Raw genomic sequence first — 25,972 nt, 5'->3', positions numbered from 1 at the left:
AAATAAATGATGCAAGAGTAAAGCTTTTAGGTAAGATAAGCGACATGGACTAAAAATAAAGAGATAAGGTAATGCGATCTATACTTGCTATAACACTATCAACACTTGCCCTAAGTGGCTGTGTGAGTGAAAGTAGTTATAACGGCAGTAATAAACCCGTCGTCGAAAATAAAGTTAATAATACTGGCGCAGCACGAACACGAATTGCTTTAGCCCTACAGTATTTAAAAACGGGTAATAATTCTCAAGCCAAATACAATTTAGAACGTGCAGCAGCATTTGCTCCTGACCTACCTGAAGTACATTACTCTCTTGCTTATTACTACCAACAAGTGGGCGAAAACCCGCTAGCTGATAAAGCCTACCAAAAAGCACTTGAAATCAAGCCAGACGATCCTAACACCCTCAATAACTACGGTGTGTTTTTATGTGGTATTGATGAATACGATCGTGCAACTGATCAATTTTTAAAAGCCATTGAAGTACCAAGTTATATTCGCGTTGCCGAAAGCTACGAAAATTTAGCCCTGTGTGCTATTGAATTTGATGATTTTGAAAATGCAGAAAGCTACTTTCAACAGGCACTTAATCACAGCTCTCAGCGAACATCTACATTAATTAGCTTAGCCGCACTGTATTACGCTAAAAGTGACTTGTACAAAGCCAGTGAACTTTTAAAACGCTATGAAAGTTCGGGCCGAGTATCTTCTCGCGCATTAATGCTTAGCTACCTTGTAAAAAACCGAATGGGCAGAATTGAAGAAGCTGAAAAAATTTCCAACACTATTTTGCAAACTTACTCTACCAGCAACGAAGCCTATGCGTTAAAAGAGAAAAGAACACGCTTTAATGAGTTTGAAATACTGCGAGAAAAATACCGTAAAGCGCAGTTAAAAGAACTAAAAAATGACGCAAGCGGCGCACACGTTAGTTCAAAACCAAAAATAAAAGTTATTAGAAAGAAACGTTCGCCACAGGACGGTTCAACAAGCTTGGTAACAAACAACGAACAAAAAACAGATAAAAAGCTCGCAACAGCAAATAACCAAGATGTAAATCCAGTTATAGCAAGAGAAGAGCAAGCTCAAGCATTGCCAAATACGCTCATTACGCAAGCCGACGAAGCAACCGTAATAGCAAAACAAGTAACGACCCAAAAAGAAGAATCTCCTAAAGTCGTCGCGCCAAGCAACCCTACCGATACATCGGCTGTTATGCTTGCACTTACTACTGAGCACGACTCTGCAGATTCTATAGTAGCAGCGCCTGAAAAAGCGCAACCCGTTTTAGAACCTCAAAAAGAAGTTATAGCGACAAAACAACCGGCTAAAGCCGATGACGAGGTAACAATAATCTCGTTTGGCGCACCTAAAACAGGCCAGTTTAATTCGCAGCAAACTAGTAACTACAGTAATGCTGCACCTGCAGTTACGAATCAAAAAAACAGTAGTGACGTGGTATTCTACGAAGCGACTAAAAATACAACCGTTTTTGAAAACAGCAACTATCAAAATAATGCTGATATTGAATTTAAAAGCTACGAAGCAGTGCAAAAAACTGAGCTTCCAATGCTTAATCCTAAAGTATCGCCTTTACGCGTGCCATTTCATGTAATTGCTGTTGGCGAAAACCTATTTAGCATTTCGGTGCGATACAATGTTAAACTACAAAAACTCCTGCAATGGAATGGTTTAAAAGAGTCGGATCGGGTAATGAATGGAAGTAAAATATACCTAAACGATCCTAATATTTATTACGAAATTAAAGCTGGTGATTCCCTTTACGATATAGCTACCCAGCGGCATGTATTAATTGATGAATTAATGCGATGGAATAAATTAAGTCCTGATATATCATTAAAACCAGGGCACAGACTTTTACTAGTGGATCCAGACTCATACACATTATGAATGAAGAAAATACGCAAACACAGAGCGAACAGCCAACTGTAGGCCAAATACTAAAAAATCATAGAGAGCAAGCAAACGTTAGCATCGCAACTATCGCTGCACCGTTAAAGCTGTCTGAACTTCAAATTAAACGCCTTGAAAATGATGAATTTGCGTTACTAGGCCCTATCACTTTTGTTAAAGGCTATATAAAAAATTATTGCCGTGAATTAAAAGTCGATAGCGCACCTATATTAGCAATGATGCCGGCCCCACCAGAGCCGACCAAGCCCGCTAATATGCAAAGCTTTTCGCGCCGAACAGAAAAAGAAGCAAGCGACAGCCGTTTAATGTTTTTTAGTTATTTAATTTTAGCGATTGTTATTGGCTCATCTGCTTTATGGTTTTGGCAAAACGCCACCCCCATTGAAGAGCAAACCAGTAAAATAAACGTTGCCAACTCAATAATGAGTGAACGACAAGCAGCTCAACCCAGTATTTTACAGCAACAGCAACAAGCCGAAATTAACGACGAATCACTATTAGAATCAAAAGATACGCTTGAAACATCAACAAGCTCAGAAGCCGTTACAGAAACGGCTCCTATTACATCTAACAACGCAAGCCAAGAAGATGCTAGCAGTACAATTGTTATGAACTTTAACGGCGAAAGTTGGGTTGAAATTTACGATGGCGAAGGCGAAAAAATAGCATTCGGCGTTAAAAAAGCAGGCTACATTATGACCATAAGCGGAACGCCTCCTTTTTCAGTTGTGCTTGGTAAGCATGACGCTGTAGACATTACTTTAAACGGCGAACCTGTAGATGTTTCTGCATTTCCTAAAAACCGTTTAGCCAAATTTACATTACCACTAGCAGAGTAGTCGCTATGTTTTCAGAATCCCCAATTAAACGCAGAAAATCCACCCGTATCAATGTAGGTAACGTCCCTATTGGTGACGGCGCCCCTATTGCTGTGCAATCAATGACCAATACCGACACCATGGATGTTGATGCAACCGTTGCACAAATTCAGGCAATACAAGATGCAGGTGCCGACATAGTGCGTGTATCAGTACCGACTATGGACGCAGCTGAAGCGTTTAAAAGTATTAAAGAACAAGTGAGTATTCCGCTAGTAGCCGATATTCACTTTGATTACCGTATAGCCTTAAAAGTGGCAAAGTACGGCGTAGATTGTCTGCGCATAAACCCAGGTAATATAGGTAGCGAAGAGCGTATAAGAGCTGTGGTCGATTCGGCTCGCGAGCATAACATTCCTATTCGTATTGGTGTAAATGGCGGTTCACTAGAGCGCGACTTGCAAGAAAAATACGGCGAACCAACACCAGAAGCCTTATTAGAATCAGCTATGCGCCATGTAGATATATTGCGCCGCCTTGATTTTGACCAATTTAAAATATCGGTAAAAGCATCAGACGTATTTTTAGCGGTAGGTGCGTATCGCTTACTAGCTAAAGAAATAGACCAACCACTGCACTTAGGTATTACCGAAGCGGGCGGCATGCGCTCAGGTTCTGTTAAATCAGCAGTAGGTTTAGGTATGCTACTTGCCGAAGGTATTGGCGATACACTGCGAGTGTCGCTTGCTGCCGATCCTGTTCAAGAAATTAAAGTCGGCTTTGATATTTTAAAATCGCTACGCATTCGGGCTCGCGGTATTAACTTTATTGCTTGCCCTAGCTGCTCACGTCAAGAGTTTGATGTAGTAAGCACCATGAACCAACTTGAAGAGCGTTTAGAGGATATTATTGAACCGGTATCGGTTTCGGTAATTGGCTGTGTTGTTAATGGCCCAGGTGAAGCACTAGTTAGTGATATAGGACTTGCCGGTGCAAATCGTCGTTCTGGCTTATATATTAATGGCGAACGCCAAAAAGCGCGTATCGATAACAACAATATTGTTGAACAACTCGAGGGTTATGTACGCGACTTTATAGAGAAAAAGCAGAGCCAAACACCGATTGACATAAAAATAGTCGAATAAATACCGCATAAAGCGCCAAACAGCGGTGTTTGGCGTTTACCTTTATAATCAGAACGCTATAATAGCGGGTCAATTTTTAGCATTCTTGTTGTGTAAGCATTTTTCATTACACAAAAAAAAACAGCATTTAGGATTTATCAGTGGCAAAACAAATTCAGGCAGTTCGCGGTATGAACGATTGTCTGCCGGGCGATACACAAGTTTGGCAGAAAGTAGAAAACATTTTACGCGAGACAGTAGCATCGTTCGGTTATCAAGAAATTCGTTTTCCTATTGTAGAATCAACCGACTTATTTAAACGCTCTATTGGTGAAGTTACCGATATAGTAGAAAAAGAAATGTACACCTTTGCCGATCGCAATGGTGACTTATTAACACTTCGCCCAGAAGGCACCGCAGTATGCGTACGTGCTGGCAACCAAAATGGCTTACTATATAATCAAGAACAACGCCTTTGGTACATGGGTCCAATGTTTCGTCACGAGCGTCCGCAAAAAGGTCGTTACCGTCAGTTTCACCAATTTGGTTTAGAAACATTTGGTATTGCTACAGCAGATATAGACGCAGAAGTTATTTTATTAACAGCGCAACTATGGGAAGCTTTTGGTATTACTGAACACGTTCGTTTGGAGCTAAATTCTTTAGGGTCTAACGAAGCGCGTGCAGATTACCGTGATGCGTTAGTAGCCTACCTTGAGCAACACATTGATGTGCTTGATGAAGACTCAAAACGTCGTATGTATTCAAACCCATTACGCGTACTTGATAGCAAAAACCCAGACGTACAAGCAATTTTAACTGATGCACCTAAATTGTCTGAAAACTTAGATGCTGAATCAAAAGAACATTTTGCAAATTTATGTGAACGTTTAGACGCTGCTGGCGTCTCATATACGGTTAATGAAAAGTTAGTACGTGGTTTAGACTACTACAACCGCACTGTATTTGAATGGGTAACCGACAGTTTAGGTGCACAAGGCACTGTATGTGCTGGCGGACGTTACGATGGCTTAGTTGAACAACTTGGCGGCAAAGCAACGCCAGCAGTTGGTTTTGCAATGGGTCTAGAGCGCTTAGTATTATTACTACAAGCACTTGAGTGTGTAGGTGACATTCGTCGTAATGCTGATGTATATTTAGCAGCAATGGGCGACAAAGCAAGCATTCAAGCTCCTGCAATTGCAGCGCAGCTACGTAAAGACGTACCGGGTTTACGCGTTATGGTACATGCGGGCGGCGGCAACTTTAAAAAACAATTAAAACGTGCTGATAAAAGCGATGCACTTGTTGCAGTGATTATTGGTGAAGATGAATTAGAAAAAGGCGTTGTGACCATCAAGTATTTACGCGAGCGTAAAGAACAAGTCACATTAGAATTAGAACAAGCTAAAGCGCTATTAGCTGAGCTTATTAACGGCTAAGCGAACATTAGAGGTAAGAATGGATATTTATTCAACAGAAGAACAACAAGCAGAAGCCATTAAACGCTTTTTCCGTGAAAACGGCATTTCACTTGCGCTAGGTATACTTGTTGGCCTAGGTGGCTTATATGGCTGGAAAGCATATAACCAAAACCAAATTACTACCGCTGAAAAAGCATCAGATTCATATACAGCGCTTGTTGAAAGCGACGATGTATTATCTTCAGCTGATGCGTTTATTAGCGAAAATAAAGACACAAACTACGCAACACTTGCTGCATTCGTTGCTGCAAAAGACGCAGTAGAAGCGAAAAAACTAGACGTAGCAAGCGAAAAGCTAAGCTGGGTTGTGTCTAATACGCCAAATACAGAATTAAAAGCAATTGCGATTACACGTTTAGCACGTGTTCAAATTGCGCAAACTAAATATGACGATGCATTAACAACATTAAATGCACCATTACCTGAAGCGTTCAATGCAAACGTGGCCGAGCTTAAAGGCGATATTTACACTGAGCAAGGTAATAAAGATCAAGCACGTACTGCATACCAAGCAGCAATAGATGCGGGTGGATTAACAAGTAACCCACTATTACAAATTAAGTTAGATGACCTAGCAGTAACTAGCCCAGCGGCATAAGGTTTTAGGCATGAAAAAATTTACAACAGCAGCCCTTGCCCTATGTATGGCAACATTGATGGGTTGTTCATCAAGTGATGATGAAGATGAACTAGTACTTCCTGAAATTGTAAACCAATTTGAAACTGACGTTGTTTGGCAAGAATCTGTAGGTGATGGCGTAGAGCATTATTTTTCTCGTTTAACACCCGCAGTTTACAAAGATACTGTGTATGTTGCTAGCCGCGAAGGCCAAGTAGAAGCGCTTTCGCTTGATAATGGCGATACAAAATGGGAAACCGATGTACGCCAAGATTTATCGTTTTGGCCTTGGGCTGACAACGGTAATGCAAAATTATCAGGTGGTATTTTGCAAGCCTATGGTAAAATTTATATTGGTTCTGAACACGGCTTTATTATTGCTCTTGATCGCGAAACTGGTGAAGAAGTTTGGCGTAAAAACGTACCAGGCGAATCTCTGTCTAAACCAACAGCAGGCGATGGCTTAATATTTGTAAATTTAGGCTCTGGTAAATTGTTAGCCCTTCACCCAGATACAGGCGAAGAGCGTTGGAGCTTTGAACAAGAAGTTCCACCACTAACATTACGCGGACAAAGCTCGCCAACCGTTGCTAACGGTGGTGTATTAGTAGGCCTTGAAACAGGCAAGCTAAGCGTATTAATTTCAGACAGTGGTTACTCAGCATGGAGCGCAGAAATTGCGGTTGCTAAAGGCGCATCAGAATTTGAACGCCTAGTTGACGTAGACACTCAACCACTTATTAGCGGTCCATACGCTTACGCTATAGCTTACAACGGCAACTTAGCCGCTGTAGATATTCGCTCTGGCAATGTTGTATGGAAACGCGAGTACAGCAGCTACCGCGAAATTGCGATGGATGCACAAACAATTTATTTAGTAGATAGCGATGGTGTTATTTACGCATTAGATAAAAATTCAGGTATTGAACGTTGGAGCCAACCCGCTCTACGCGGTTGGTACCTAACAGGCCCTGCAGTTGCAGGTAGCCACTTAGCTTTAGGCGACCAAGAAGGTAACCTACATTGGCTAAATAAAGAAACTGGCGAGCTAGTATCTCGTGAAGACTTTGACAGCTCGGGCTTTTTTGTTGAGCCAGTTGTTGCCGACGATAAGCTAATTTTATACACCCGTGATGGTGAAGTTAGTATGGTAAAAATACCAAACTAAGTTACTAATAGTCATATGGTTTTTTTAAGGCTTCGCACTGCGAAGCCTTTTGTTGTTTTTTAAAGAGGTAGTTTATGCTTCCCGTGATCGCTCTAGTTGGGCGACCCAATGTGGGCAAATCCACATTATTTAACCGTTTAACACGTACTCGTGATGCACTCGTAGCCGATTTTCCAGGTTTAACACGAGATAGAAAATATGGCCAAGCTAGTTACGATGGCTATGAATTTATCGTGGTAGACACGGGCGGTATTGATGGCTCAGAAGAAGGCATCGAAATCGAAATGGCAGATCAATCTCTGCTAGCTATTGAAGAAGCTGACATTGTTCTGTTTTTAGTAGATGCTCGTGTAGGTATGACCGTAGCTGACCAAGCCATTGCTAATCACTTGCGTAAACAAGATAAAAAGTGTTTTGTTGTTGCCAATAAAACCGATGGTATTGATGCAGATTCAAACTGTGCTGAATTTTACCAATTATCATTAGGTGAAATTCATCATATTGCTGCATCGCATGGCCGTGGTATTACGTTATTACTTGAGCAAACACTTCAGCCGCTTATCGCTGAATTAGCTGCACAAGACGAAGACGTAACAGGCGATGACGAAGAGCTTATTAATCTTTACGAAGAAGATGAAGACAGCGATACCGATCACCAGGCATTTGCAGACAAACCTGTAAAGCTTGCTATTATTGGTCGCCCTAACGTTGGTAAGTCAACACTTACAAACCGCATATTGGGTGAAGATCGTGTAATTGTATATGATATGCCAGGTACAACACGCGATTCTATTTACATTCCGATGACTCGAAATGAAAAAGAGTATGTGTTAATTGACACCGCAGGTGTTCGTAAGCGTAAAAAAGTAAGCGACGTTGTTGAAAAGTTCTCAGTAATTAAAACGCTTCAAGCAATCGAAGATTGTAACGTTGTGTTATTGATTGTTGATGCTCGCGATGGTATTTCAGATCAAGATTTAAGCTTATTAGGCTTTGCTCTTAACTCAGGTCGTTCATTGGTAATTGCCGTGAACAAATGGGATGGCCTAGACGACTACGTTAAAGACCGTATTAAAACAGAACTCGATCGCCGTTTAGGTTTTATAGACTTTGCACGCCTACACTTTATATCTGCATTACACGGTACAGGTGTTGGTCATTTATTCGAATCTGTTGACGAAGCTTACGAGTCGGCAACTAAACGTATAAGTACAGCAATGCTGCGCCGAATTATGGACATGGCTCAAGCCGATCACCAACCGCCACTTGTTCGTGGTCGCCGTGTTAAGCTTAAATATGCGCATGCCGGTGGTTATAACCCACCACGTATTGTAATTCACGGTAACCAAGTTCATGATTTACCAGATAGTTATAAACGCTACCTGATGAACTACTACCGTAAAGCGCTTAAAATTATGGGCACCCCAATCAAAATTGAATTTAGAGAAGGTGAAAACCCATTTGCTGGTCGTGTTAATAAAGTAACACTGTCGCAAAAGCGTAAAATACGTGCATTTGCTAAAGAAAACCGTAATAAATAAATTTTAAAAAATTAGTTTATTACAAAAAACGGCGTACTTATTAGTACGCCGTTTTTTATTACTCAAAATTAAGTAATGCCAATTGCACCAGCCGTTCAACTGTGGTGCCTTGAAAATTTGTAGGCGCTTTAGGATAATACTTTGATTTTGGCGGCTTAATAGTTATAAAACCATGATTGGTTGCCATTTCGTGGGCTAACAGCTTACGCTCTCGGGGTGTTAAATGGTTTTCGTGTATTTTTGCCAGCTCGCCACTATCAAGCCATATTCCTGCACAACCTGGGCATTCGTCTATTTCGACGGCCTTTACTGGCGAAAAATACCTGCGCATCATCACAATGTTTTTGCACTTTGGGCAATTAACTCGTAGCGATACATCGTATTCAGTCTCACTATAATTACTCAAATGTTTTAGCAATACTTGGCTATGCTTTAGCTCTGGAGAGCTAAATTTAAATATTTGGCTGTTATCAAAAAACACGCCACCTTGCGCTGAGGTGTAAACAGTGATCCCGCCAACAAGTAAAGGTTCAAGTGGCGTATCGCTACGAGGACAATACATTTAAAATTCCTTTTTATTTTATATTTTTATTATTTATTCAAGTGCTTTGTGAATAAGCCCAACAAGCGGCGCCGGTAGAGTAATATTACCTGTAAGTACAAACTCATGCGCTTCATCAGACATTTTTTGCCATGTACGGCGAATGATACCCATCCATTTTTCTTCATTATAATCTGGTTTTGCATTGGCAAACCCAAGCATGTAATGCTCAATAAACACCAAACTTGCTACATCTTCTACTAATTGGCTGTCTAGATTGCGCTTAATATCTTTTTTAGCAACAGCGTTATAAACACGGTTTTGGTCTGTATCGCTAAACCCAGCTTGTTTCATTAATTCAACGACTAGTGACGCATGAAAAATATAAAGAGCACTGCGCCATTGATGATAACCCTGTTTGTTCATTTCAAAATCGCTACGTGGCGACTTCCAACGCTGAATATGCTGTGCACGCACTGCAATTTGCATAAGCTCATCGGCATCAGGTTTAAAGCGAGTTAGCATTTCGCTCATACGCTGTGAGTATAAATACTCTTTTGGAAAACTTTCTCCATTGTGCTGCTCAGTATTTGGGTCTTGGTTATTCGCTTCATCAATCAGCGTTATTACTTTATTAAACATGACGACCTTTATTATAATTAGTTTTTATCATTCTAAACGCTGATAAAACAATAAACTAGTGCCCCAATCAGTTATGAAGTGAAATTTGTTCAATCAAAAAGTAAAGCCTAGAGGCACAAGTTATAAAAGTAAGCGCATTGATTAAGTTAACTTGGTACTATATTGAGCACAAATTAAAATAAAAAAGCGCGACTAACTCGCCAATAACGGATGACTATGTTTAAAAAAAGTATTTTAGCTATTTGTTTAGCTGTTGCACCACTACCAAGCCTAGCCGACAGTAACACTGATTTAAAAACGATTATTGATAACCATTGGCAAAATGCAAAAGCCGAAAAAATATTCTTTCGTACCGATCCAGACGGCTGGAAACCCAGTGGTACATTGCCACATTGGACCGAGCAAGCCATTGCGAAGCGCCAAGCTTACAACAACAGTGTGTTAAAAAACTTAGCTAGTATTGACCCTAAAACGCTCAATAGCGAGCAGCTAATGAACTATCGTTTATTTAAATATGAGCGAGAAACAGAGCAGCAAAGCTACCTTTTTCAAGATAAGTATTTTCAAGTTAACTTTTTAAGTGGCTGGCATACTTACTTTGCCGAAGCACCGGCTAATATGGCGTTTTTAACGCCTGATGATTACAACGCATTTTTAGTAAGCCTTGCCGACTACCCTCGCTTTAATCAAGAAAACATTAACTTGATGAAAGAAGGTATTGAAAAGGGTTACACGCACTACTGCAAAACATTTGAAAATTACAGCCAGAGTATTAACGCTCATATTGTTAAGCAACCTGAAAACAGCGCCTTATACGAGCCCTTTACACGCATACCAAATACATTTACAGCAGAGCAAAAGGCAACATACCAAAACAAAGCAAAAGCCTTAATTAGCTCAAAAGTAGTTCCGGCTTATCAACACTTTTACGACTTTTTTGAAAACGATTACATGCCTAACTGTAGAGCGCAGCCGGGTATTTCAAGCGTTAAAGGCGGGCTTGAGTATTACAAATATACAGTTAATTACTACACCACAACCAATGCCACACCAAAGCAAATACACGAGCTTGGCTTAAAAGAAGTGGCACGTATAAAAACACAAATGCAAAACATCATTGATAAAGTAGGCTTTGATGGCTCTTACAGCGATTTTTTAGAATTTTTAGCAACCGACGAGCAATTTTACGCAACAGACGCGCAAGACCTGCTTGAAAAAACAGCCTTTATTACGCAAAAAATGTATGGCAAGTTACCAACCTATTTTAATCATTTACCACGTAATACCTTTACTATAAAAGGCTCAGCGAGTCGCGGCGCGTTTTATATGCCACCTGCTGATAACCGCTCCCCTGGCACTTACTTTTTAGCCTCAACACCTAAATTGCAACCTTTGTATAATTTAGAAGCGCTAAGCCTGCACGAGGCAATACCAGGGCACCATTTACAAAACGCTATTGCAATGGAGTTAGATGTACCCGAATTTAGACGCACACTTAGCCATTCAGCATTTGGTGAAGGTTGGGCACTTTACACCGAACGTTTAGGTAAAGAAGCCGGCTTTTATCAAGACCCATACAGCGACTTTGGTCGTTTAGGTTACGAAATGTGGCGTGCCGTGAGACTCGTTGTTGATACCGGTATTCATGCATTTGGCTGGAGCCGCCAAAAGGCAATTGACTACTTGGCAGATCACACTGCTTTGCCACAAAGCGCGGTCGAGGATCAAATAGATCGTTATATTTCATGGCCAGGCCAAGCGCTCTCTTACAAAATGGGCGAAATAAAAATACGCGAACTACGTGCAAAAGCCGAAAAAGAGCTAGGTGCTAAGTTTGATATACGCAGCTTTCACGACACCGTAATCGGCCAAGGGTCACTCCCTATGGAAGTGCTAGAAGATGTAATAAACGATTGGATAACAGAGCAAAAATCAGCTATTTAAATTTTAATAGAGACGGCTTACTTAGCCGTCTCTATTAGTTAAGTAAACTGCCGAGCTAATTAAAATACCTAACCATTAATCCTCACCCGCTTTTGCTTCGTACCACTTTAGAGTTTAAAAACCTGAGCAAACCTATGAGCAAACGTATTTTATATTGGCTACAAAACGATTTACGAATAGACGACAACCCTATTTTAAGCGAACTTGCTACTGGGCAATGTGCGCTCGATATTGTATTTGTAATAAACCCGCACTGGTTTAAAAATAATAACCACCAACAAAAGTCATATGGTGCGCATAAACAACAGTTTTTAATGCAAAGCTTGTACGAGCTGCAACAAGCGCTTATTGAACGCGGACAAACACTGCACGTACTTGAGGGTGAACCTGTTAGTGTTTTAAAGCAGCGTATAGCTGAGCAACATATTGACGAAGTAGTGTGCAGTGAACATGTTGGAACCTATGAGCAGCGCCAACTTGCGCGACTAAAAGCACATTGCCCACATGTCATATTTAAAACAACTCAACAAGACACTCTATTTCAACAAAGCGACCTCCCTTTTGATTTAATCGAGCTGCCTAAAAGCTTTACCCCATTTAGAAAAAAAGTAGAGGCGGTAAACATACCTATAACAACCTCAACTCTGCCTAAAGGTTTACTCCCTCAACCTATAACATTATGTGCGGCCAAACCAATTGAGCTTAGTGAATATACTGATGACAACAACGCGATAATGCACGGCGGATTTAAAAGTGCGCAAGCTCATTTAGCGCAGTACTTTTCGGGCTTGCTACCAAGTACCTATAAAACAACTCGAAACGAGCTTGATGGCTTTAATAACACCACAAAATTTAGTACCTGGCTTGCCTTTGGTTGTGTAAGTGCGAGGCAAGTTTATAAAGCTGTTGAACAGTACGAACATAACCAAATAACAAACGAGTCTACCTACTGGATTAAATTTGAATTGCTATGGCGAGAGTATTTTAAATGGCATGCACTTAAAGCAGGCAACAGCCTATTTAGCTTTAAAGGTCAAAAGCAAACAAAACCCCTTACTACGTTTATACCAAACCGCTTTGCTGCGTGGTGTAATGGCTCAACACCCTACCCATTAGTCAATGCCATTATGAACGAGCTTAATACGACCGGTTATATATCAAATAGAGCAAGGCAAATTGCCGCAAGCTGCTTAGTTAACGAACTTGGCCTTGATTGGCGCTATGGCGCGGCTTATTTTGAACAACAATTGATTGATTACGATGTAGCCGCTAATTGGGGTAATTGGCAATATATAGCGGGTGTAGGGGTCGACCCGCGTGGTGGTAGGCACTTTAATATTGAAAAACAAACCGCGCAGTTTGATCCGCACGCTGTTTACACTAATAAATGGCAAGGCAATGAAAATACCAGCACACAGCTGGATACTTTAAACGAAGTTGATTGGCCAATTTAAGCCGCCAATCAACTTTTACCAAATAACGTTTAAAACAGCTCAGCAATGCCTATATTAATGGCAAAGCCGCCTAACGTTAAAAACAAAAATAAACACAGCGCCAGTAACAGCGGTTTAATACCCGCTTGGCGAATTGCCCCAACATGTGTGCGTAAACCCAAAGCCACCATAGCAATAGTGAGTAATATATTATCAAACCATACAATAGCGCTTGTAACCACTTGAGGAATAATAGAGAGTGAATGCACACCACTTGCCACAATAAATAACACTGCAAACCAAGGGATGGTAATACCCGTTTTTTGCTCGCCGCCATGCACGTTATTGTTTGTTTTTGCATGCTTTTTACTTTGCCAAAACGATAAACCCACTAAAAATGGCGCAAGCATCATTACGCGTAGCATTTTTTCTATAACGGCGGTATCTGCAGCATTGGCGCTTACAGCAGTGCCCGCTGCAACCACTTGCGCTACTTCATGAATAGTTGAGCCTACAAAAATACCGTAAGCGTGTTCACTCAGTCCCATAAACTCAAACATGATTGGGTAGGCAAACATGCTTAACGTGCCAAACACCACCACCGTTGCCACCGCTACCGATACTTTATGTGCCTGCGCTTTTATAACTGGCTCGGTTGCCATTACAGCTGCTGCGCCACAAATAGAGCTACCTGCGCCAATTAATATTACTGTTTGCTCATCAAGCTTAAATACGCGCTTACCTAGCTGCACTGCCAAAATAAATGTGCCTAACAGCATTACTATATCGGTTAATAGGCCATGCCAGCCTACACCCGCTACTTGCGCAAAAGTAATTCTAAACCCAAATAAAATAACGCCCGCTTTGAGTAATATACTTTTAGCGTAATCAACACCTATATCGGTTTGCGTAGCAATACGCGAAAACACACTGTTACCCACAATAATGCCAAGCACTATACCAATAGTTAAAGAGCTAAATTGCGCACTTTGCATTATAGGTAACTTACTTAATGCAACAGATACCCCCGCCAAAACAACCACCAGCAGCATACCTAACCACCAGCGCGCATCGCCGTATTGCTTAGTATTAATACCCAAATTTTTAATAGCGTTAAGCATAATATTCTCTCAATTGAACAACGTTAAACTGTTGACTTCATTTTAAGAAAGCGCAAAATATAACTCCAATACATTAAAATCATGATTCGATAACTTAAAGTTATGTGATTTGAGAGACACAATGAACTTGCATGCACTTCGGGTGTTTTATACGGTAGCAAAGCTTGGTAGTTTTTCAGGCGCAGCCGAGGCGCTTTTTATAAGCCAACCGGCTGTATCTAAAGCGCTAAAAGAGCTTGAGCATCAATTAAATATTCAACTTATAGAGCGTGCATCTAAAGGCAAAAAACTTACCTTAAGCGAGGGCGGCCAAGCCTTGTATGATCATGCACGTAGCATTTTTGCCATTGAAAAAGCCGCCATAGAAGATATTAAATCACGCACAAGGCTTAAGCGTGGCACGCTCGTTATAGGCACTAGTACAACCATTGCCAGCTATTGGCTACCGCCCTACTTAGCTAAATTTTGCGCGCAGTACCCTGATATAAAAGTAGAAGTACAAGTGGCTAATACCGCGCAAATTGAGCTTGCCCTACTAGAATGTACTATCGATTTAGCACTGGTTGAAGGCACACCTATCGAGCCGCATATTATAAGTAAGCACTGGCAAAACGATTTAATGAGTATCGTTATACCCAGTAACTTTAAGCCCGCTAAAAACTTAAATGCATGGTTAAACAAACAGTTTTGGCTACTGCGCGAGCCGGGCTCGGGCACTTTAGAAATGTCGGTTAAGTTATTAGCCCAACATGGCGTAATAGCAGAGCGCAGTATGCAATTGGGCAGCAACGAGGCAATAGCAAGGGCTGTTGCTCAAGGTATGGGGGTCGCTTTATTGCCAAACGTAGTTACTGAGGATTTAGTGCAGCTAGGTAAATTAACACGCCTGAGCCAAAAAAATAACGAGCAACTCTCTCGGCCGCTATACCAACTGCATTATAAAGACAGACCGTCTTCACATGCTGCGCAAGCATTCGAAAAAAGCTTGTTTAGTGAATAATGTTTATATTAATAAGTGTATACGCGATTTGTAAGTCGCGTATATGCGATTATTGGTAAGCTTAGCCTCTTGTTGAGTGCTTTATTGCTCGATATATTTAAATGTATTCGCACCATCAAAATATCTGATATTTACTGCTTTAATAATATCTGAGTTTACCATTCTGGCATTTATTGCAACTCTATTTGTACCATTATCTCGTTTTTGAGTGTAATGAGTGGTGCAACCACAAAACGAGCACGAGTGATACGAACGTAGTTTATTACCCCATAGATATATAGCATTATTTGATTCTTGTTTTATTACTACTTGATTCGCTGTGTAATATACCCACAAAGCTGCAATACGATAACATATGGAACAATTACAACTGGTTACTGATTTCGGTAATTTTTTTGTGGTTATTGCTATATTTCCACAATGGCAAGTTGCTTCGATCATGTAGCCTCCTTGGACAGTTAACACTTTAGTATTTACACACCACGCAGTTTATGTTGCATAATCGCTTATTGAACTAACAAAACTAGACCGCCACTAGGCAGGTTTAACTGGAGATCATCCTAATATTGTTCAGCCTCTATCTAGGGTCTTATAGGACTCCCCGTAAATGTCAAAAAGAAAAAGTTAAAATAAATTTAGATGCTAGCTTATATACGGGCTCAAATTATTTAAACAGGACAGCCACTCTAATTGAACAGAAAAAAATCTCCTAGATTCTAATTGGAAGTGCACCACCCACACATTAATTTATTAATAAACTATTTATTGCAACTCACCATCTAACTTATAAACAGATTAGCTAAACCGACAAGCTCTAATATAAATAGCTCTATTTATAAGTCCTGAGTTAAATCTTGCGCTAACGTACCCGTTGGCTTTTCAATTACACGCACTAACTCTTTACCATCGTCTTTTACTATAAACGTTGGCGTGTATTGTAAATCGTGAGCTTCTGCAATGCCTGCATCGTCTTGCTTGTTGTAACCTACGGCCACGTATTCAATGCTTGCAAGTTTTACCTTTGATGCATCAATTAACTTAATGAGTTTTGGCACTTCGCGCTCACTGTCGTGGCACCATGTGCCAAATAATACAATTAGCTCTTTGCCTTCTAGCTTTTGCATTAGGGCAATGTCTTGTGCTGTTGGCGTAAACGCTTTGTATTGTTCGTTAAACTTGTCGTAGTCGCTTAGCAGTACATCAGTGCTAATTCCGCCCGAAAACGGTGCATCAGCAGCGCAGCTTACAAGCGGCATGCTTAAAGCGCACAGTAAAATTAATTGTTTAAACATAAGGTTGCTCTTAATTTAGGTATTAATTTAGGTATTAAACGACTATACCCAATATTGAGTGTGGAGTGAACAACTCAAAACCGTTACTTTTTATCCATAAAAAAGTTAACTTGCGATAAGTTAGTTAAATATTCTCGCCTTACGTTTTTATTTTCAGCTAGCTTATCTAAGTCACCAATTAAGGTAACTAGTTTATTATGAGAATGGCTGCTTGTTTTTTTAAACTCGTCTTGCTTTTCGTCACTCTCAACACGCTCTTTTTTATTCATGTTGTAGCTGTTTTCGTTTTCTTCAAGCCAAATATCGTCAATTAAGCGAATGTCGCTTTTACTAACTGTTTGCTCTTGCATCGCCATTTGCAGCTCGTATTGATTGGTTTGCGGATTAAACTCAAACATTTTTGTATTAACATCAACCTCGTGAGACTGATCGAGCCCCACAAGCTCTTTATTTTTAACGGCGGTGTTTACGTTATAACTCTCTTCTTTGTTGTAGTAATCAGGGCGACTATATTGATAATCAAAGTGGCTACTTACATTTTTACTTTGCGTTACACCGCTAAGATCCCCTAATTGGCTTCGATCAGTCGCTTGGCTTAGTTCAATGGTACTTTTAGGCTGATAATCGCCGTTATCCAGCGCATAAGAAAATGTAGCATCAAAATCAGCGAGCTTAGAAATACTCGCACCCAATGTATTTGGGGCTTTATTACCAAGCCCTTGGTAACGGGCATCGTTTGTAATCATGTTATCAACCAAATCGGCAACCATGGCGCGCCCGTCATTAAAGTGCTGATCTGCAAGCGACTCCAAATTGCTATAACGCTCAGCCGCCGCCGACATACTCGTAAAAGCGCCTTTAAATAATGCAAAACCTTGCTGCATTGCCTCATCGCCTTTGCGCCCAAATGCCGACTCTTTATCGTCTTTGGTACTGTTTACTCGGCTATCTTCTAGGCTTTGATCTAGCGATGCTAAATACTGCTGCATTTGCTGCGTGTCTTTAGCGCCAATGGTTGACATATCAAGTGCAAAATCAATGTCGTTTTGCCCACCTGCGGCTTTAAACACAAGTGCTTGCTGGTTTGATGCTTCATCAATGGAGTAACTTAAATCAAGCGTGTTCTCTTTCGAATCAAGATCTTTATTTTGCGTTGTTGAAAACGACACATCAAAGCCTGTTAGCTGCTGACTATTAAAGCCTGCTAAAAAATCTAAACTCATGTCTGTTTTGTTTGGCACTATAAGAGGATTAAATGAGTTTTCACTCACTTTAAAAAATTCATCTGCCATTTCGCCAACACCACTGAGCACCTGCGTAAGTGCTTTATGCTCAGCCTCAGATAAATCGCCATTTACTTCGTAACTTAAACTAAAGCCATCAACGGCTTCGCCTGTGTTTTCATCGTACCCTTGCGATGAGTTAAAGATAATGTTTATAACATCGCCCTCTTTGGTTTTTATCGAGAGCTCAAACAGGTAGTTATCGTCATCCTCGTATTTTGCGCGATTGAGGCTTTCCATGTAGGGATTAAGTGAGCGCTCAACACGTTGCTGACTTGAGGCTAAAAACGTTTTTTGCTCATGCCCAAGCTGACCTAAACTCGATAAAATATCGCTGGTATTAGCATAAGCACCCTGAATATTTTTAACCGACGTATTTAATCGCTCAATTAATTGGGTACTGTTTTCGTTTTTTAATAACCCCTCATGCTGAGAGCTTATTACGGTGCGCAGGGCGAGTTCTTCATCGGAGAGTTTATAGTTAAGCGTGCTCGGCGTGCTTGAAATAGTAAATAACGAGGTAAGTTGCTGCTTTAAAACGTCCTCTACCTTTTGATTACTGGCTAGTGCTTCATCAAGAGTTTCATTATTTAACTGGCTTAATAACCCATCGGTTATTTTTGACTCGTTAGTTTGTAAATCATTAATAGCTTGAAGGTCGCTGCTGGTGTGTAGCGAAGGACTCACAGAGCTTTGGGTAGCGTTATTAACTGATTGGGCCAGCAAAGTGCTTAAATTAGCCTGGCTGCCAAATACATTATTAACCATGATTATCCCTAATCGCTAAACTCTATTAAGTAATTTATCGGTCGTTTGGTTAAAAGCTTTAGGTTATTTGAACGCTTAAATTTGAGCTCAACAATGAGCAGATTAAATCACAAGATCATATTTTTATAATTGTTGATTAAAATTCCACTCTGAGTCGAAAATGAGCCTATTTATCCACTTTAAGACTGCATTTATAATGATTTTTAAATAGTTGTACTTGAAAATAACTATTTTCTTCCTTCAGGCTGTATAAAATTTAACTCTATGGAGAGTATTTATGAAAAATGAAATAACGTGCAATTTTTTTCTTGATGTGAAAGAAGGTAAATTAATAGAGTTCAAAGAACTCATTTATAAAATTGTGGATGTTGTAAAAAAGGAGCCTGGCACTTTAACGTACACATATAATATCAGTGAAGATGGGAAAAAAATTCACATCGTTGAGAGATATAAAAATATAGCGTCAATCATCAGTCATATTGATGAAAGTTTTGCGCCATTCGCGAAAACTTTTTTATCCTTGGTTGATATTTATGCATTAAATGTTTACGGTGTTGCAGATAACAATTTACGTGAGAGACTGGACGTATTTGGCGCTAAATACCATGTATTAGTGGATGGGTTTTCTCGATAATAATACAAGAAAAGCACTAATATAAAATTATACACTTGTGAATATTACTCTTTTTATAAATAACCAGCTTATATATGAGGGCTATTTATCTACAAGAGAATTGCGCTAAAACTAGCAAAAACACGTATACATAATTGTTCTAAATAAAAATATTTAACCTGCCCCCTGGTTAAGATATTTACTAACGTATTAAATCATGGTGATATTTAAATTTATTTTCTCTAGCCAGAGATTTTCAGTGAAACAAGGCGAATTTACGCGTCAATAGCTGGCCTATTGCAAATAAATTCAACGCAGTTAGCGTTTAAAATAGCTGCTTTTAATTTACGACTCTATTAAAACAATTTCTGTGTATCTTCAACATAAGCAATAATGAAAGGCATTTGTAAAAAAGTATAGAAGAGAGAGCCATTGATTATAGTTCTAACTCCATCAATGGCTTATTTATATCTGTATACCTATGATGATTTTTTTAGCGTTTCAGCAAAAACTTCTCCTGAAATAGCCCAATCTTCTGTTTTTACATCATTAAAAATAACGTAAACATATTGCGGATCAACATCAGCGTGTTTAGCTATTGATGCTGTCACTTCTTTTGCTATCGCTTGTTTAGCATGATCACGACCTTCAAACATTTGAATATTAACTACCGGCATTAGGTATCTCCTTTAATTAGATAGGTGTTAACTCGTCAACGATATGACGAAAACAGCATAACAAAGACGTATAAGTAGATAAACATGCAAAAAGGAGACTCTAAGTAGTATTAATTTCTACAATTAATTAAAATTACCCTCATCTGATAAGCGTACAAATTCGTCAATAATAAACCTGACACTGGGCAGGAGATGTTTTGTTTTTGGCCAAATAATATGTAACTCAGTTGAAGCAGGATTTAACTCTGGCAAAATTGGTACTAGCTTACCTTCATCTAGCCAAGGCTGAAGCAAAGACTTAGGAAACTGAATGATTCCCGCGCCAGCAATACAAGCATCGACCATAGCATCACCATCACTAATTTGATGAAAGGGCTTAGGATGAAAGCGCATATCATCACCATCGGTATTTTTAATTAACCAATGTAGTGAACTACCACCTCGCCAAGCCACTATGCACTGATGGCTTGTTAACTCAGCAAGACTCGTTGGGGTACCTAAACGTGCTAAATAAGCAGGAGAAGCGGTTAAAATCAAATGTTGAGAAGTCAGTTTTCTAGCAACTAAATCACCACTATCTTTTATGGCACCAAATCGAATAGCTAAATCAAAGCCAGCATCGAGAGGATCAATAATTTTATCATTAAAAGTTACTGTTAGTTTTAATTGTGCATGTTGCTCAGCAAGCTTCAATAAAACAGGTAACACAAAAGAGCGACCAAACGCAGCTGGCACATCGATTCGTACTCGACCTGAAGGTTGGGATAATTTTGATTGTAACGCTAACTCTGCTGACTGAAGGGTATCTAATGCCAATTGACAGCTTGCTAAATACGCCTCTCCTTCAGTAGTTAAACTCAGTTTCCTAGTTGTGCGATGAAAAAGCTTGGTGTTTAAATGATTTTCTAATTTAGCAATGCTTTTACCTAATGCTGATTTGGAAATACCTAACTCTTCAGCTGCTGCGGTAAAGCTTTCATTTTTGGCCGCTGCGGTAAAATAGACAATACCTCGAAAGGAATCAGATAACACTGTTGACGACATACAATAACACCTATTTATATGGTTAAAAATAAAACACTTCTTCTAAATAATTACCTTATATTTGGCCTTAGATCATTACGACCTCGCATGGTCACTCAACATCAAAAATCGACCGTCAAGGCTACTAAAATGTTTTGATGTAGTTACTTGGAATCATAGCCAATACTTCTCAAAAGCTCTAATTAGATGTAAGTTATCAGAGTATTCTAATTTCGAAACTATATCCAAATATTCTACTTTGTAAAAAACAGACTGTGTATCTAACTGAACTCTAGTTAAGAGGTTTACTAACACATTGAGACATGATTATATTTAAATTTATTTCTCTCTCACCAGAGACTTCCAGTGAAAACAAGGCGAATCTACACGTCAAATATTAACTTCATACCTTATAATTTCTGATTGAGAAATGATTTCAAAATCGAGTAAAAAAGGACCGATCCTTTTTGATCAAACCACTCAATAATTGTACTAATTAATGCAATTAGTCATAAATCTGTAACCTTGATCCGCGATAATCTCTATCCGATAAATGAATAGACTCAAGAAGACTAAGTAAGATGAGTACTCCCTTAGTGCAACTAACATTTGCACTGCAATCATTTGATGATTCTATGTCTGCGGCGATGAGCCACGCTATGGAATATGAAAAACTATCACTAAAAGCCAGTGCTGCGCATAATATTACGCTGCAGTGTGTGTTGCCTGATGGCGCAAATGAGAGCGATGTTATTTCACTAAGTGCAACGCAGCCCAGTGCGCGTGGGGCGCAGTATTTTACTGAAAAAACGCTGAGCAATGCAGACCTTGAATCTGGTACTGTAAACCTAACTTTAAGTAACATTACACAAAGCCAGTGTTTTGTAGTGCAAATGATGCTGCACGGAAAAAACACGACTTTAAAAGAAAGCCAGCAACTCGATGTGTACATTAAAGCATTTGAGCAAGGCTATATTCCTGAGCAAATAAAAACTGAACATACCAAGTCACAGGGCGTTCGTAGCTACTTTGCGAGTATGGGTTCTACGTTTTTATCGCTGTTTTAGTGCTGGCTGCACTTAAATTACGCGACGCGTCTTATAAGTTATTAATCTGCAAAACTTACTTTACCCATAGTAACTCCCGCAATACCTTGTGCGGTGTTACTTAGGTGTTGCTGCTCTCCTGCTAGGCATTCGTTTGCTAAAATAGCAAATAACACAGCCTCTTTTGCATCGGGATTTATACCTAAATCGTCGGTATTTTTAAAAGCCTTAATACGTGGGCAAAGCACTGTAAGTTGCGCCATTAGTAACGGGTTATGAATACCGCCACCACTTGCATACACCACACAATTTTGTACGCGCTCTGCACACTCGTTTAATGCATTTGCTATAACGGTTGCAGTAAAGGTATTTAAGGTGGCCATTACATCTTCATGGCTTAAGTGCTGTGTATTTGTAAGCTGCTGTGCGGTGTTTAAATACGCTAAGTTAAATACCTCAGGCCCTGTGGTTTTAGGCATTGGGAGTTTAAAAAATGCGTTATTACATAATGCATTTAATAATGGTGTATTTACCTTGCCTGCTTTTGCTATTTTTGCGCCATCGTCATAATGCATACCTTTAAAATATTGCTGTACGTAGGCATCCATAATGGTATTACCTGGGCCAATGTCGGAACTAAATACGCCGTTTGCATCACCATTTTTGGGTAAAAACGTTAAGTTAGCAATGCCGCCCATATTTAGCAAAATCCGACTCTCCACAGCGCTCGAAAAATACAAATAATCGCCATACACAGCCAGTGGTGCGCCCTCGCCTCCTGCGGCTATATGTTTTTGCCTAAAATCACCAATGGTTGTAATACCCGTAGTAACGGCTATTTGGTCACTATCGCCAATTTGTAAGGTGCCATTAGTAAAGCTTTTGTGGTTATGCTGCGACTGCGGGCAGTGGTAAATGGTTTGCCCGTGGCTCGCTATTACATCAATACTTGCCGGGTTTATTTGCCAAGTATGTAAGCACTGGTTAACCATATCGCCATGGAGTTTACCTACCCACGGGTGCAATAAAGTAACAAGTTCTAAATCGCATTCTCGCTTAGCAAATACCTGCTTTATTTTAGTTTTATAATCGTCGTTGTAATCAACAGTAGTAAAATTTAAAACCTCAATGTGTGTATTTAAGCCTGCGCCCGTTACTTTGCATAGTGCAACATCAAGCCCGTCCAACGAAGTGCCGCTCATTAAACCAATAATTAAACGGCTTGGTTTTTGGGCGCTGTTATAAAGTGCTTTAATGTGAGGGTGCATAATGGCATCTAAAATAGGTGTAATATTTTGCTTATATTAGAGGACTTTAAAACAAAGTAATAGCCGTAAACCGTTTAATTTAGGTTCTGATTGTTTAACGTTAAAATGATTGTTAAGTTAGTATGCATACTAAAAATTTATGAAAAAATATGATCACCCTCAGAGAGTTTAAAGCCCAAGACGCGCCTTTCATTATTAGCACCCTAAATGATGAACAGGTAACGCGTTATTTATCGTCAAAAATTCCGTTTCCGTATACGCAAGCCGATGCTGATTGGTGGATAAACCAAGGCTCAAAAAACGGCGTAATTGATGCAACGGCTAAGGCCATTGAGGTTAATGGGCAATTTGCCGGCTGTATTGGCATAACTCCCGGCGAATTTGAATACAGCCACAGTGGCGAAATTGGTTATTGGCTAAATAAAGCCTATTGGGGGCAAGGCATTATTACTCGCGCTATTGAACTTATATGCAATGAAGCGTTTGCAAACTCACACATAAACAGAATTTTTGGCGCTGTGTTTGCTGGTAATACCGGCTCTATGAAAGCACTTATTAAAAGTGGCTTTGAGCAAGAGGCTGTGCTTAAACAGGCCATTTATAAAAACGGGGTACTTTACAACAATCATATATTTAGTAAGCTCAAAGCAGACTAATTACTCTAATTAAATCTGCGCAAAGGTTGAATTATCAACCACCCGCCCAAAACTCCTTTATTAAGGTACGCATTGTACATATTCATACTGCTTAGCCGCGCATTATTGTTTAGCTGAACACGATTTTTAAAACGTAAACATTCGGTAAGTAGTTTATTTATATTAATAGGAGATCTTATATGTCTACGACTAGTCGCCAACTTACTCTTGAATCACGCCCTAATGGCGCTCCAACAGATGAAAACTTTAAATTAAAAACGGTAGAGCTTCCTGCATTAAAAGACGGCGAAGTTTTACTACGCACTATTTACTTATCACTAGACCCATACATGCGTGGTCGTATGAGCGATGCTAAGTCGTACGCAGATCCTGTTAATATTGGCGATGTAATGGTTGGCGCAACAGTGTGCCAAGTAGAAGAATCTAAAAACGATAAATTTAAGACTGGCGAATGGGTACTTGCCTACACAGGTTGGCAAGACTACGCCATTACCGACGGCGAAGGCTTAATGCAATTAGGTAAAGAGCCTGAAAACCCTTCGTACGCATTAGGTATTATGGGGATGCCGGGCTTTACAGCGTACATGGGTTTACTTGATATTGGCCAGCCTAAAGAAAGCGAAACCGTAGTTGTTGCTGCAGCAACAGGCCCCGTTGGTGCAACGGTTGGTCAAATAGCTAAAATTAAAGGCTGTAAAGTAGTGGGTGTTGCTGGTGGCAGTGAAAAATGTAACCACGCCGTGGAAAAGCTAGGCTTTGATGCGTGTATTGATCACAAAGCCGATGACTTTGCAGAGCAACTAGAAAAAGCCTGCGACAAAGGCATAGATGTTTACTACGAAAATGTGGGCGGAAAAGTATTCGACGCCGTACTACCACTACTTAATACCGCAGCACGCGTACCATTGTGTGGTTTAGTATCGCAATATAACGCAACTAGCTTACCAGAAGGCCCTGACCGTTTAGGTATGCTAATGGGTCAATTACTTACCAAGCGTATTAAAATGCAAGGTTTTATCATTTTTGATGATTACGGCGACCGTTACGACGAGTTTGCACAAGACATGCAAAAATGGCTGAAAGACGGAAAAATTCAATACCGTGAGCACATGGTAGAAGGCATCGAAAATACAGTAGGCGCGTTCAACGATATGATATGCGGTAAAAACTTTGGTAAAACTGTGGTTAAAATTAATAACCCACTTTAATTTTAAACGGCTTGTAAGGCTAAGCCCTTACGAGCCACAAAAGGACTGACATGATCAAACTACATCATTTAAATAAATCCCGTTCTAAACGCGTAATTTGGCTTTTAGAAGAGCTAAATGTTGACTACGAAATCGTCGCTTATCAGCGCAATAAAGACACTTTTTTAGCCCCTGACGAATTAAAGCATATTCATCAACTTGGTAAGTCACCAGTGATTGAAGACGGCGGTTTAATTATTGCTGAATCAGGCGCTATTACCGACTACCTTATTACTAAATACGGTAACGGTAAATTTGCTCCAAAAGTAGATACCGCTGAATACGTTGACTACCAGCAATGGCTGCACTTTGCAGAAAGCTCAGCCATTTTACCGCTTTTACTTAAAATGTTTGTACTTAAAGACGGCGCTAAAACACAGTTTTTAGAAGGCTATGCCGACGCCGAAACAGCTAAAGTAATTAGCTACTTTAACGACCGCCTAGAAGGTAAACGTTATTTAGTGGGCGATACCCTAACGGGTGCTGACTTTATGATGTCGTTTATTGTTGAAATTGTTAAAAACTCAGGTCAATTAGCACACTTTAAAAACCTCGTTAAATACGACGAACAATTACAAAGCCATGAGAAGTTTCATACAGCTAATGAACTAGAAGCAAAGTACGACTAACTACTTTTATATAATATTTTTATATAACACAAAGGGGCATTTAGCCCCTTTGTTATGCCTATAAATATGCCTGTAAAATAATCCCACCAAAGTTACGCTTG

General features: G+C 39.8%; 24 protein-coding genes. 15 read left to right on the top strand and 9 right to left on the bottom strand.

The window, feature by feature from the left end:
- Nucleotides 1-71 precede the first annotated feature (71 nt).
- The 7 genes from pilW (at nt 72) to der (ending at nt 8,688) form a co-directional block, all read left to right on the top strand.
- Nucleotides 72-1,910, top strand: a complete 1,839-nt coding sequence (gene pilW / locus QL998_RS06140) for a type IV pilus biogenesis/stability protein PilW (protein ID WP_290192324.1) — start codon at nt 72-74, stop codon at nt 1,908-1,910.
- Nucleotides 1,907-2,773, top strand: a complete 867-nt coding sequence (locus tag QL998_RS06135; protein WP_290192323.1) for a RodZ domain-containing protein — start codon at nt 1,907-1,909, stop codon at nt 2,771-2,773. Before pilW ends, QL998_RS06135 begins: the two co-directional genes overlap by 4 nt.
- A gap of 5 nt (nt 2,774-2,778) precedes the next feature.
- Nucleotides 2,779-3,897: a flavodoxin-dependent (E)-4-hydroxy-3-methylbut-2-enyl-diphosphate synthase gene (gene ispG / locus QL998_RS06130; RefSeq protein WP_290192322.1), complete on the top strand. Its 1,119-nt coding sequence runs from the start codon at nt 2,779-2,781 to the stop codon at nt 3,895-3,897.
- Between the two features lie 140 nt (nt 3,898-4,037).
- Nucleotides 4,038-5,318 carry a histidine--tRNA ligase gene (gene hisS, locus QL998_RS06125; RefSeq protein WP_024604284.1) on the top strand — a complete coding sequence of 427 codons (1,281 nt, stop codon included), beginning with the start codon at nt 4,038-4,040 and terminating at the stop codon, nt 5,316-5,318.
- 19 nt (nt 5,319-5,337) lie between these two features.
- Nucleotides 5,338-5,958 carry a tetratricopeptide repeat protein gene (locus QL998_RS06120; RefSeq protein ID WP_007583431.1) on the top strand — a complete coding sequence of 207 codons (621 nt, stop codon included), beginning with the start codon at nt 5,338-5,340 and terminating at the stop codon, nt 5,956-5,958.
- 10 nt (nt 5,959-5,968) lie between these two features.
- Nucleotides 5,969-7,147, top strand: coding sequence for an outer membrane protein assembly factor BamB (gene bamB / locus QL998_RS06115; protein WP_007583433.1), 1,179 nt, complete (start codon nt 5,969-5,971; stop codon nt 7,145-7,147).
- A gap of 74 nt (nt 7,148-7,221) precedes the next feature.
- Nucleotides 7,222-8,688, top strand: a complete 1,467-nt coding sequence (gene der / locus QL998_RS06110; RefSeq protein ID WP_290192321.1) for a ribosome biogenesis GTPase Der — start codon at nt 7,222-7,224, stop codon at nt 8,686-8,688.
- A 58-nt stretch (nt 8,689-8,746) separates the two neighbouring features.
- Here the strand turns inward: der and QL998_RS06105 are convergent, their stop codons facing one another.
- A complete protein-coding gene (locus QL998_RS06105; protein WP_170071595.1) occupies nt 8,747-9,250 on the bottom strand; it encodes a zf-TFIIB domain-containing protein in 504 nt (167 codons plus the stop codon).
- A 33-nt stretch (nt 9,251-9,283) separates the two neighbouring features.
- Complete coding sequence (locus tag QL998_RS06100; protein WP_024605508.1) at nt 9,284-9,871, bottom strand: DUF4202 domain-containing protein; 588 nt, start codon at nt 9,869-9,871, stop codon at nt 9,284-9,286.
- Nucleotides 9,872-10,087: 216 nt separating this feature from the next.
- Here QL998_RS06100 and QL998_RS06095 point away from each other — a divergent pair, with 216 nt between their 5' ends.
- Nucleotides 10,088-11,815, top strand: coding sequence for a DUF885 domain-containing protein (locus QL998_RS06095; protein ID WP_024605507.1), 1,728 nt, complete (start codon nt 10,088-10,090; stop codon nt 11,813-11,815).
- Nucleotides 11,816-11,949: 134 nt separating this feature from the next.
- The gene (locus QL998_RS06090) at nt 11,950-13,269 is read left to right on the top strand and encodes a DASH family cryptochrome (RefSeq protein ID WP_182195145.1); all 1,320 of its coding nucleotides are present in this window, start codon (nt 11,950-11,952) and stop codon (nt 13,267-13,269) included.
- A 29-nt stretch (nt 13,270-13,298) separates the two neighbouring features.
- Here QL998_RS06090 and QL998_RS06085 read toward each other — a convergent pair whose 3' ends face one another.
- On the bottom strand, nt 13,299-14,369 hold the full coding sequence (locus tag QL998_RS06085; protein ID WP_182195147.1) for a YeiH family protein: 1,071 nt from the start codon (nt 14,367-14,369) through the stop codon (nt 13,299-13,301).
- Between the two features lie 121 nt (nt 14,370-14,490).
- Here QL998_RS06085 and QL998_RS06080 point away from each other — a divergent pair, with 121 nt between their 5' ends.
- Nucleotides 14,491-15,369, top strand: a complete 879-nt coding sequence (locus QL998_RS06080) for a LysR family transcriptional regulator (RefSeq protein ID WP_290192320.1) — start codon at nt 14,491-14,493, stop codon at nt 15,367-15,369.
- Nucleotides 15,370-15,450: 81 nt separating this feature from the next.
- Here QL998_RS06080 and QL998_RS06075 read toward each other — a convergent pair whose 3' ends face one another.
- The 3 genes from QL998_RS06075 to QL998_RS06065 form a co-directional block, all read right to left on the bottom strand.
- On the bottom strand, nt 15,451-15,810 hold the full coding sequence (locus QL998_RS06075; protein ID WP_170071587.1) for an aldehyde-activating protein: 360 nt from the start codon (nt 15,808-15,810) through the stop codon (nt 15,451-15,453).
- Between the two features lie 392 nt (nt 15,811-16,202).
- Complete coding sequence (locus QL998_RS06070; RefSeq protein WP_024604340.1) at nt 16,203-16,661, bottom strand: thioredoxin family protein; 459 nt, start codon at nt 16,659-16,661, stop codon at nt 16,203-16,205.
- Nucleotides 16,662-16,744: 83 nt separating this feature from the next.
- Nucleotides 16,745-18,712, bottom strand: coding sequence for a hypothetical protein (locus QL998_RS06065; protein WP_290192319.1), 1,968 nt, complete (start codon nt 18,710-18,712; stop codon nt 16,745-16,747).
- A 277-nt stretch (nt 18,713-18,989) separates the two neighbouring features.
- On the opposite strand from QL998_RS06065, the gene QL998_RS06060 reads away from it, so the two are divergent.
- Nucleotides 18,990-19,346: an antibiotic biosynthesis monooxygenase gene (locus tag QL998_RS06060; protein ID WP_024608398.1), complete on the top strand. Its 357-nt coding sequence runs from the start codon at nt 18,990-18,992 to the stop codon at nt 19,344-19,346.
- A gap of 458 nt (nt 19,347-19,804) precedes the next feature.
- Here QL998_RS06060 and QL998_RS06055 read toward each other — a convergent pair whose 3' ends face one another.
- Both QL998_RS06055 and QL998_RS06050 read right to left on the bottom strand, forming a co-directional pair.
- Nucleotides 19,805-20,002, bottom strand: a complete 198-nt coding sequence (locus QL998_RS06055) for a 4-oxalocrotonate tautomerase family protein (RefSeq protein ID WP_024604338.1) — start codon at nt 20,000-20,002, stop codon at nt 19,805-19,807.
- A 123-nt stretch (nt 20,003-20,125) separates the two neighbouring features.
- Nucleotides 20,126-21,046 carry a LysR family transcriptional regulator gene (locus QL998_RS06050; RefSeq protein WP_024604337.1) on the bottom strand — a complete coding sequence of 307 codons (921 nt, stop codon included), beginning with the start codon at nt 21,044-21,046 and terminating at the stop codon, nt 20,126-20,128.
- A gap of 560 nt (nt 21,047-21,606) precedes the next feature.
- On the opposite strand from QL998_RS06050, the gene QL998_RS06045 reads away from it, so the two are divergent.
- Complete coding sequence (locus QL998_RS06045; protein WP_290192318.1) at nt 21,607-22,092, top strand: hypothetical protein; 486 nt, start codon at nt 21,607-21,609, stop codon at nt 22,090-22,092.
- A gap of 41 nt (nt 22,093-22,133) precedes the next feature.
- Here QL998_RS06045 and QL998_RS06040 read toward each other — a convergent pair whose 3' ends face one another.
- Nucleotides 22,134-23,339 carry an anhydro-N-acetylmuramic acid kinase gene (locus tag QL998_RS06040; RefSeq protein ID WP_024604336.1) on the bottom strand — a complete coding sequence of 402 codons (1,206 nt, stop codon included), beginning with the start codon at nt 23,337-23,339 and terminating at the stop codon, nt 22,134-22,136.
- A gap of 149 nt (nt 23,340-23,488) precedes the next feature.
- Between QL998_RS06040 and QL998_RS06035 the strand changes: the two genes are divergently transcribed.
- The 3 genes from QL998_RS06035 to QL998_RS06025 all read left to right on the top strand — a co-directional run bounded on the left by QL998_RS06035 (nt 23,489) and on the right by QL998_RS06025 (nt 25,871).
- Nucleotides 23,489-23,995, top strand: a complete 507-nt coding sequence (locus QL998_RS06035) for a GNAT family protein (protein ID WP_024604335.1) — start codon at nt 23,489-23,491, stop codon at nt 23,993-23,995.
- A 179-nt stretch (nt 23,996-24,174) separates the two neighbouring features.
- On the top strand, nt 24,175-25,203 hold the full coding sequence (locus QL998_RS06030; protein ID WP_290192317.1) for an NADP-dependent oxidoreductase: 1,029 nt from the start codon (nt 24,175-24,177) through the stop codon (nt 25,201-25,203).
- Between the two features lie 50 nt (nt 25,204-25,253).
- Complete coding sequence (locus tag QL998_RS06025) at nt 25,254-25,871, top strand: glutathione S-transferase (protein WP_010554991.1); 618 nt, start codon at nt 25,254-25,256, stop codon at nt 25,869-25,871.
- The last annotated feature ends 101 nt before the right edge of the window (nt 25,872-25,972 follow it).

Origin of the sequence: Pseudoalteromonas sp. APC 3691 (assembly GCF_030408135.1) — a bacterium.
GTDB lineage: Bacteria > Pseudomonadota > Gammaproteobacteria > Enterobacterales > Alteromonadaceae > Pseudoalteromonas.
Note: the sequence above shows the minus strand (reverse complement) of the source record. Positions and strands in the feature narration are given on the sequence as shown.

What these genes read in the sequence shown, in the direction of transcription:
- pilW (WP_290192324.1), top strand. Translation starts at nt 72, where the DNA reads ATGCGATCTATACTTGCTATAACACTATCAACACTTGCCCTAAGTGGC.
- QL998_RS06135 (WP_290192323.1), top strand. Translation starts at nt 1,907, where the DNA reads ATGAATGAAGAAAATACGCAAACACAGAGCGAACAGCCAACTGTAGGC.
- ispG (WP_290192322.1), top strand. Translation starts at nt 2,779, where the DNA reads ATGTTTTCAGAATCCCCAATTAAACGCAGAAAATCCACCCGTATCAAT.
- QL998_RS06120 (WP_007583431.1), top strand. Translation starts at nt 5,338, where the DNA reads ATGGATATTTATTCAACAGAAGAACAACAAGCAGAAGCCATTAAACGC.
- bamB (WP_007583433.1), top strand. Translation starts at nt 5,969, where the DNA reads ATGAAAAAATTTACAACAGCAGCCCTTGCCCTATGTATGGCAACATTG.
- der (WP_290192321.1), top strand. Translation starts at nt 7,222, where the DNA reads ATGCTTCCCGTGATCGCTCTAGTTGGGCGACCCAATGTGGGCAAATCC.
- QL998_RS06105 (WP_170071595.1), bottom strand. Translation starts at nt 9,250, where the DNA reads ATGTATTGTCCTCGTAGCGATACGCCACTTGAACCTTTACTTGTTGGC.
- QL998_RS06100 (WP_024605508.1), bottom strand. Translation starts at nt 9,871, where the DNA reads ATGTTTAATAAAGTAATAACGCTGATTGATGAAGCGAATAACCAAGAC.
- QL998_RS06095 (WP_024605507.1), top strand. Translation starts at nt 10,088, where the DNA reads ATGTTTAAAAAAAGTATTTTAGCTATTTGTTTAGCTGTTGCACCACTA.
- QL998_RS06090 (WP_182195145.1), top strand. Translation starts at nt 11,950, where the DNA reads ATGAGCAAACGTATTTTATATTGGCTACAAAACGATTTACGAATAGAC.
- QL998_RS06085 (WP_182195147.1), bottom strand. Translation starts at nt 14,369, where the DNA reads ATGCTTAACGCTATTAAAAATTTGGGTATTAATACTAAGCAATACGGC.
- QL998_RS06080 (WP_290192320.1), top strand. Translation starts at nt 14,491, where the DNA reads ATGAACTTGCATGCACTTCGGGTGTTTTATACGGTAGCAAAGCTTGGT.
- QL998_RS06075 (WP_170071587.1), bottom strand. Translation starts at nt 15,810, where the DNA reads ATGATCGAAGCAACTTGCCATTGTGGAAATATAGCAATAACCACAAAA.
- QL998_RS06070 (WP_024604340.1), bottom strand. Translation starts at nt 16,661, where the DNA reads ATGTTTAAACAATTAATTTTACTGTGCGCTTTAAGCATGCCGCTTGTA.
- QL998_RS06065 (WP_290192319.1), bottom strand. Translation starts at nt 18,712, where the DNA reads ATGGTTAATAATGTATTTGGCAGCCAGGCTAATTTAAGCACTTTGCTG.
- QL998_RS06060 (WP_024608398.1), top strand. Translation starts at nt 18,990, where the DNA reads ATGAAAAATGAAATAACGTGCAATTTTTTTCTTGATGTGAAAGAAGGT.
- QL998_RS06055 (WP_024604338.1), bottom strand. Translation starts at nt 20,002, where the DNA reads ATGCCGGTAGTTAATATTCAAATGTTTGAAGGTCGTGATCATGCTAAA.
- QL998_RS06050 (WP_024604337.1), bottom strand. Translation starts at nt 21,046, where the DNA reads ATGTCGTCAACAGTGTTATCTGATTCCTTTCGAGGTATTGTCTATTTT.
- QL998_RS06045 (WP_290192318.1), top strand. Translation starts at nt 21,607, where the DNA reads ATGAGTACTCCCTTAGTGCAACTAACATTTGCACTGCAATCATTTGAT.
- QL998_RS06040 (WP_024604336.1), bottom strand. Translation starts at nt 23,339, where the DNA reads ATGCACCCTCACATTAAAGCACTTTATAACAGCGCCCAAAAACCAAGC.
- QL998_RS06035 (WP_024604335.1), top strand. Translation starts at nt 23,489, where the DNA reads ATGATCACCCTCAGAGAGTTTAAAGCCCAAGACGCGCCTTTCATTATT.
- QL998_RS06030 (WP_290192317.1), top strand. Translation starts at nt 24,175, where the DNA reads ATGTCTACGACTAGTCGCCAACTTACTCTTGAATCACGCCCTAATGGC.
- QL998_RS06025 (WP_010554991.1), top strand. Translation starts at nt 25,254, where the DNA reads ATGATCAAACTACATCATTTAAATAAATCCCGTTCTAAACGCGTAATT.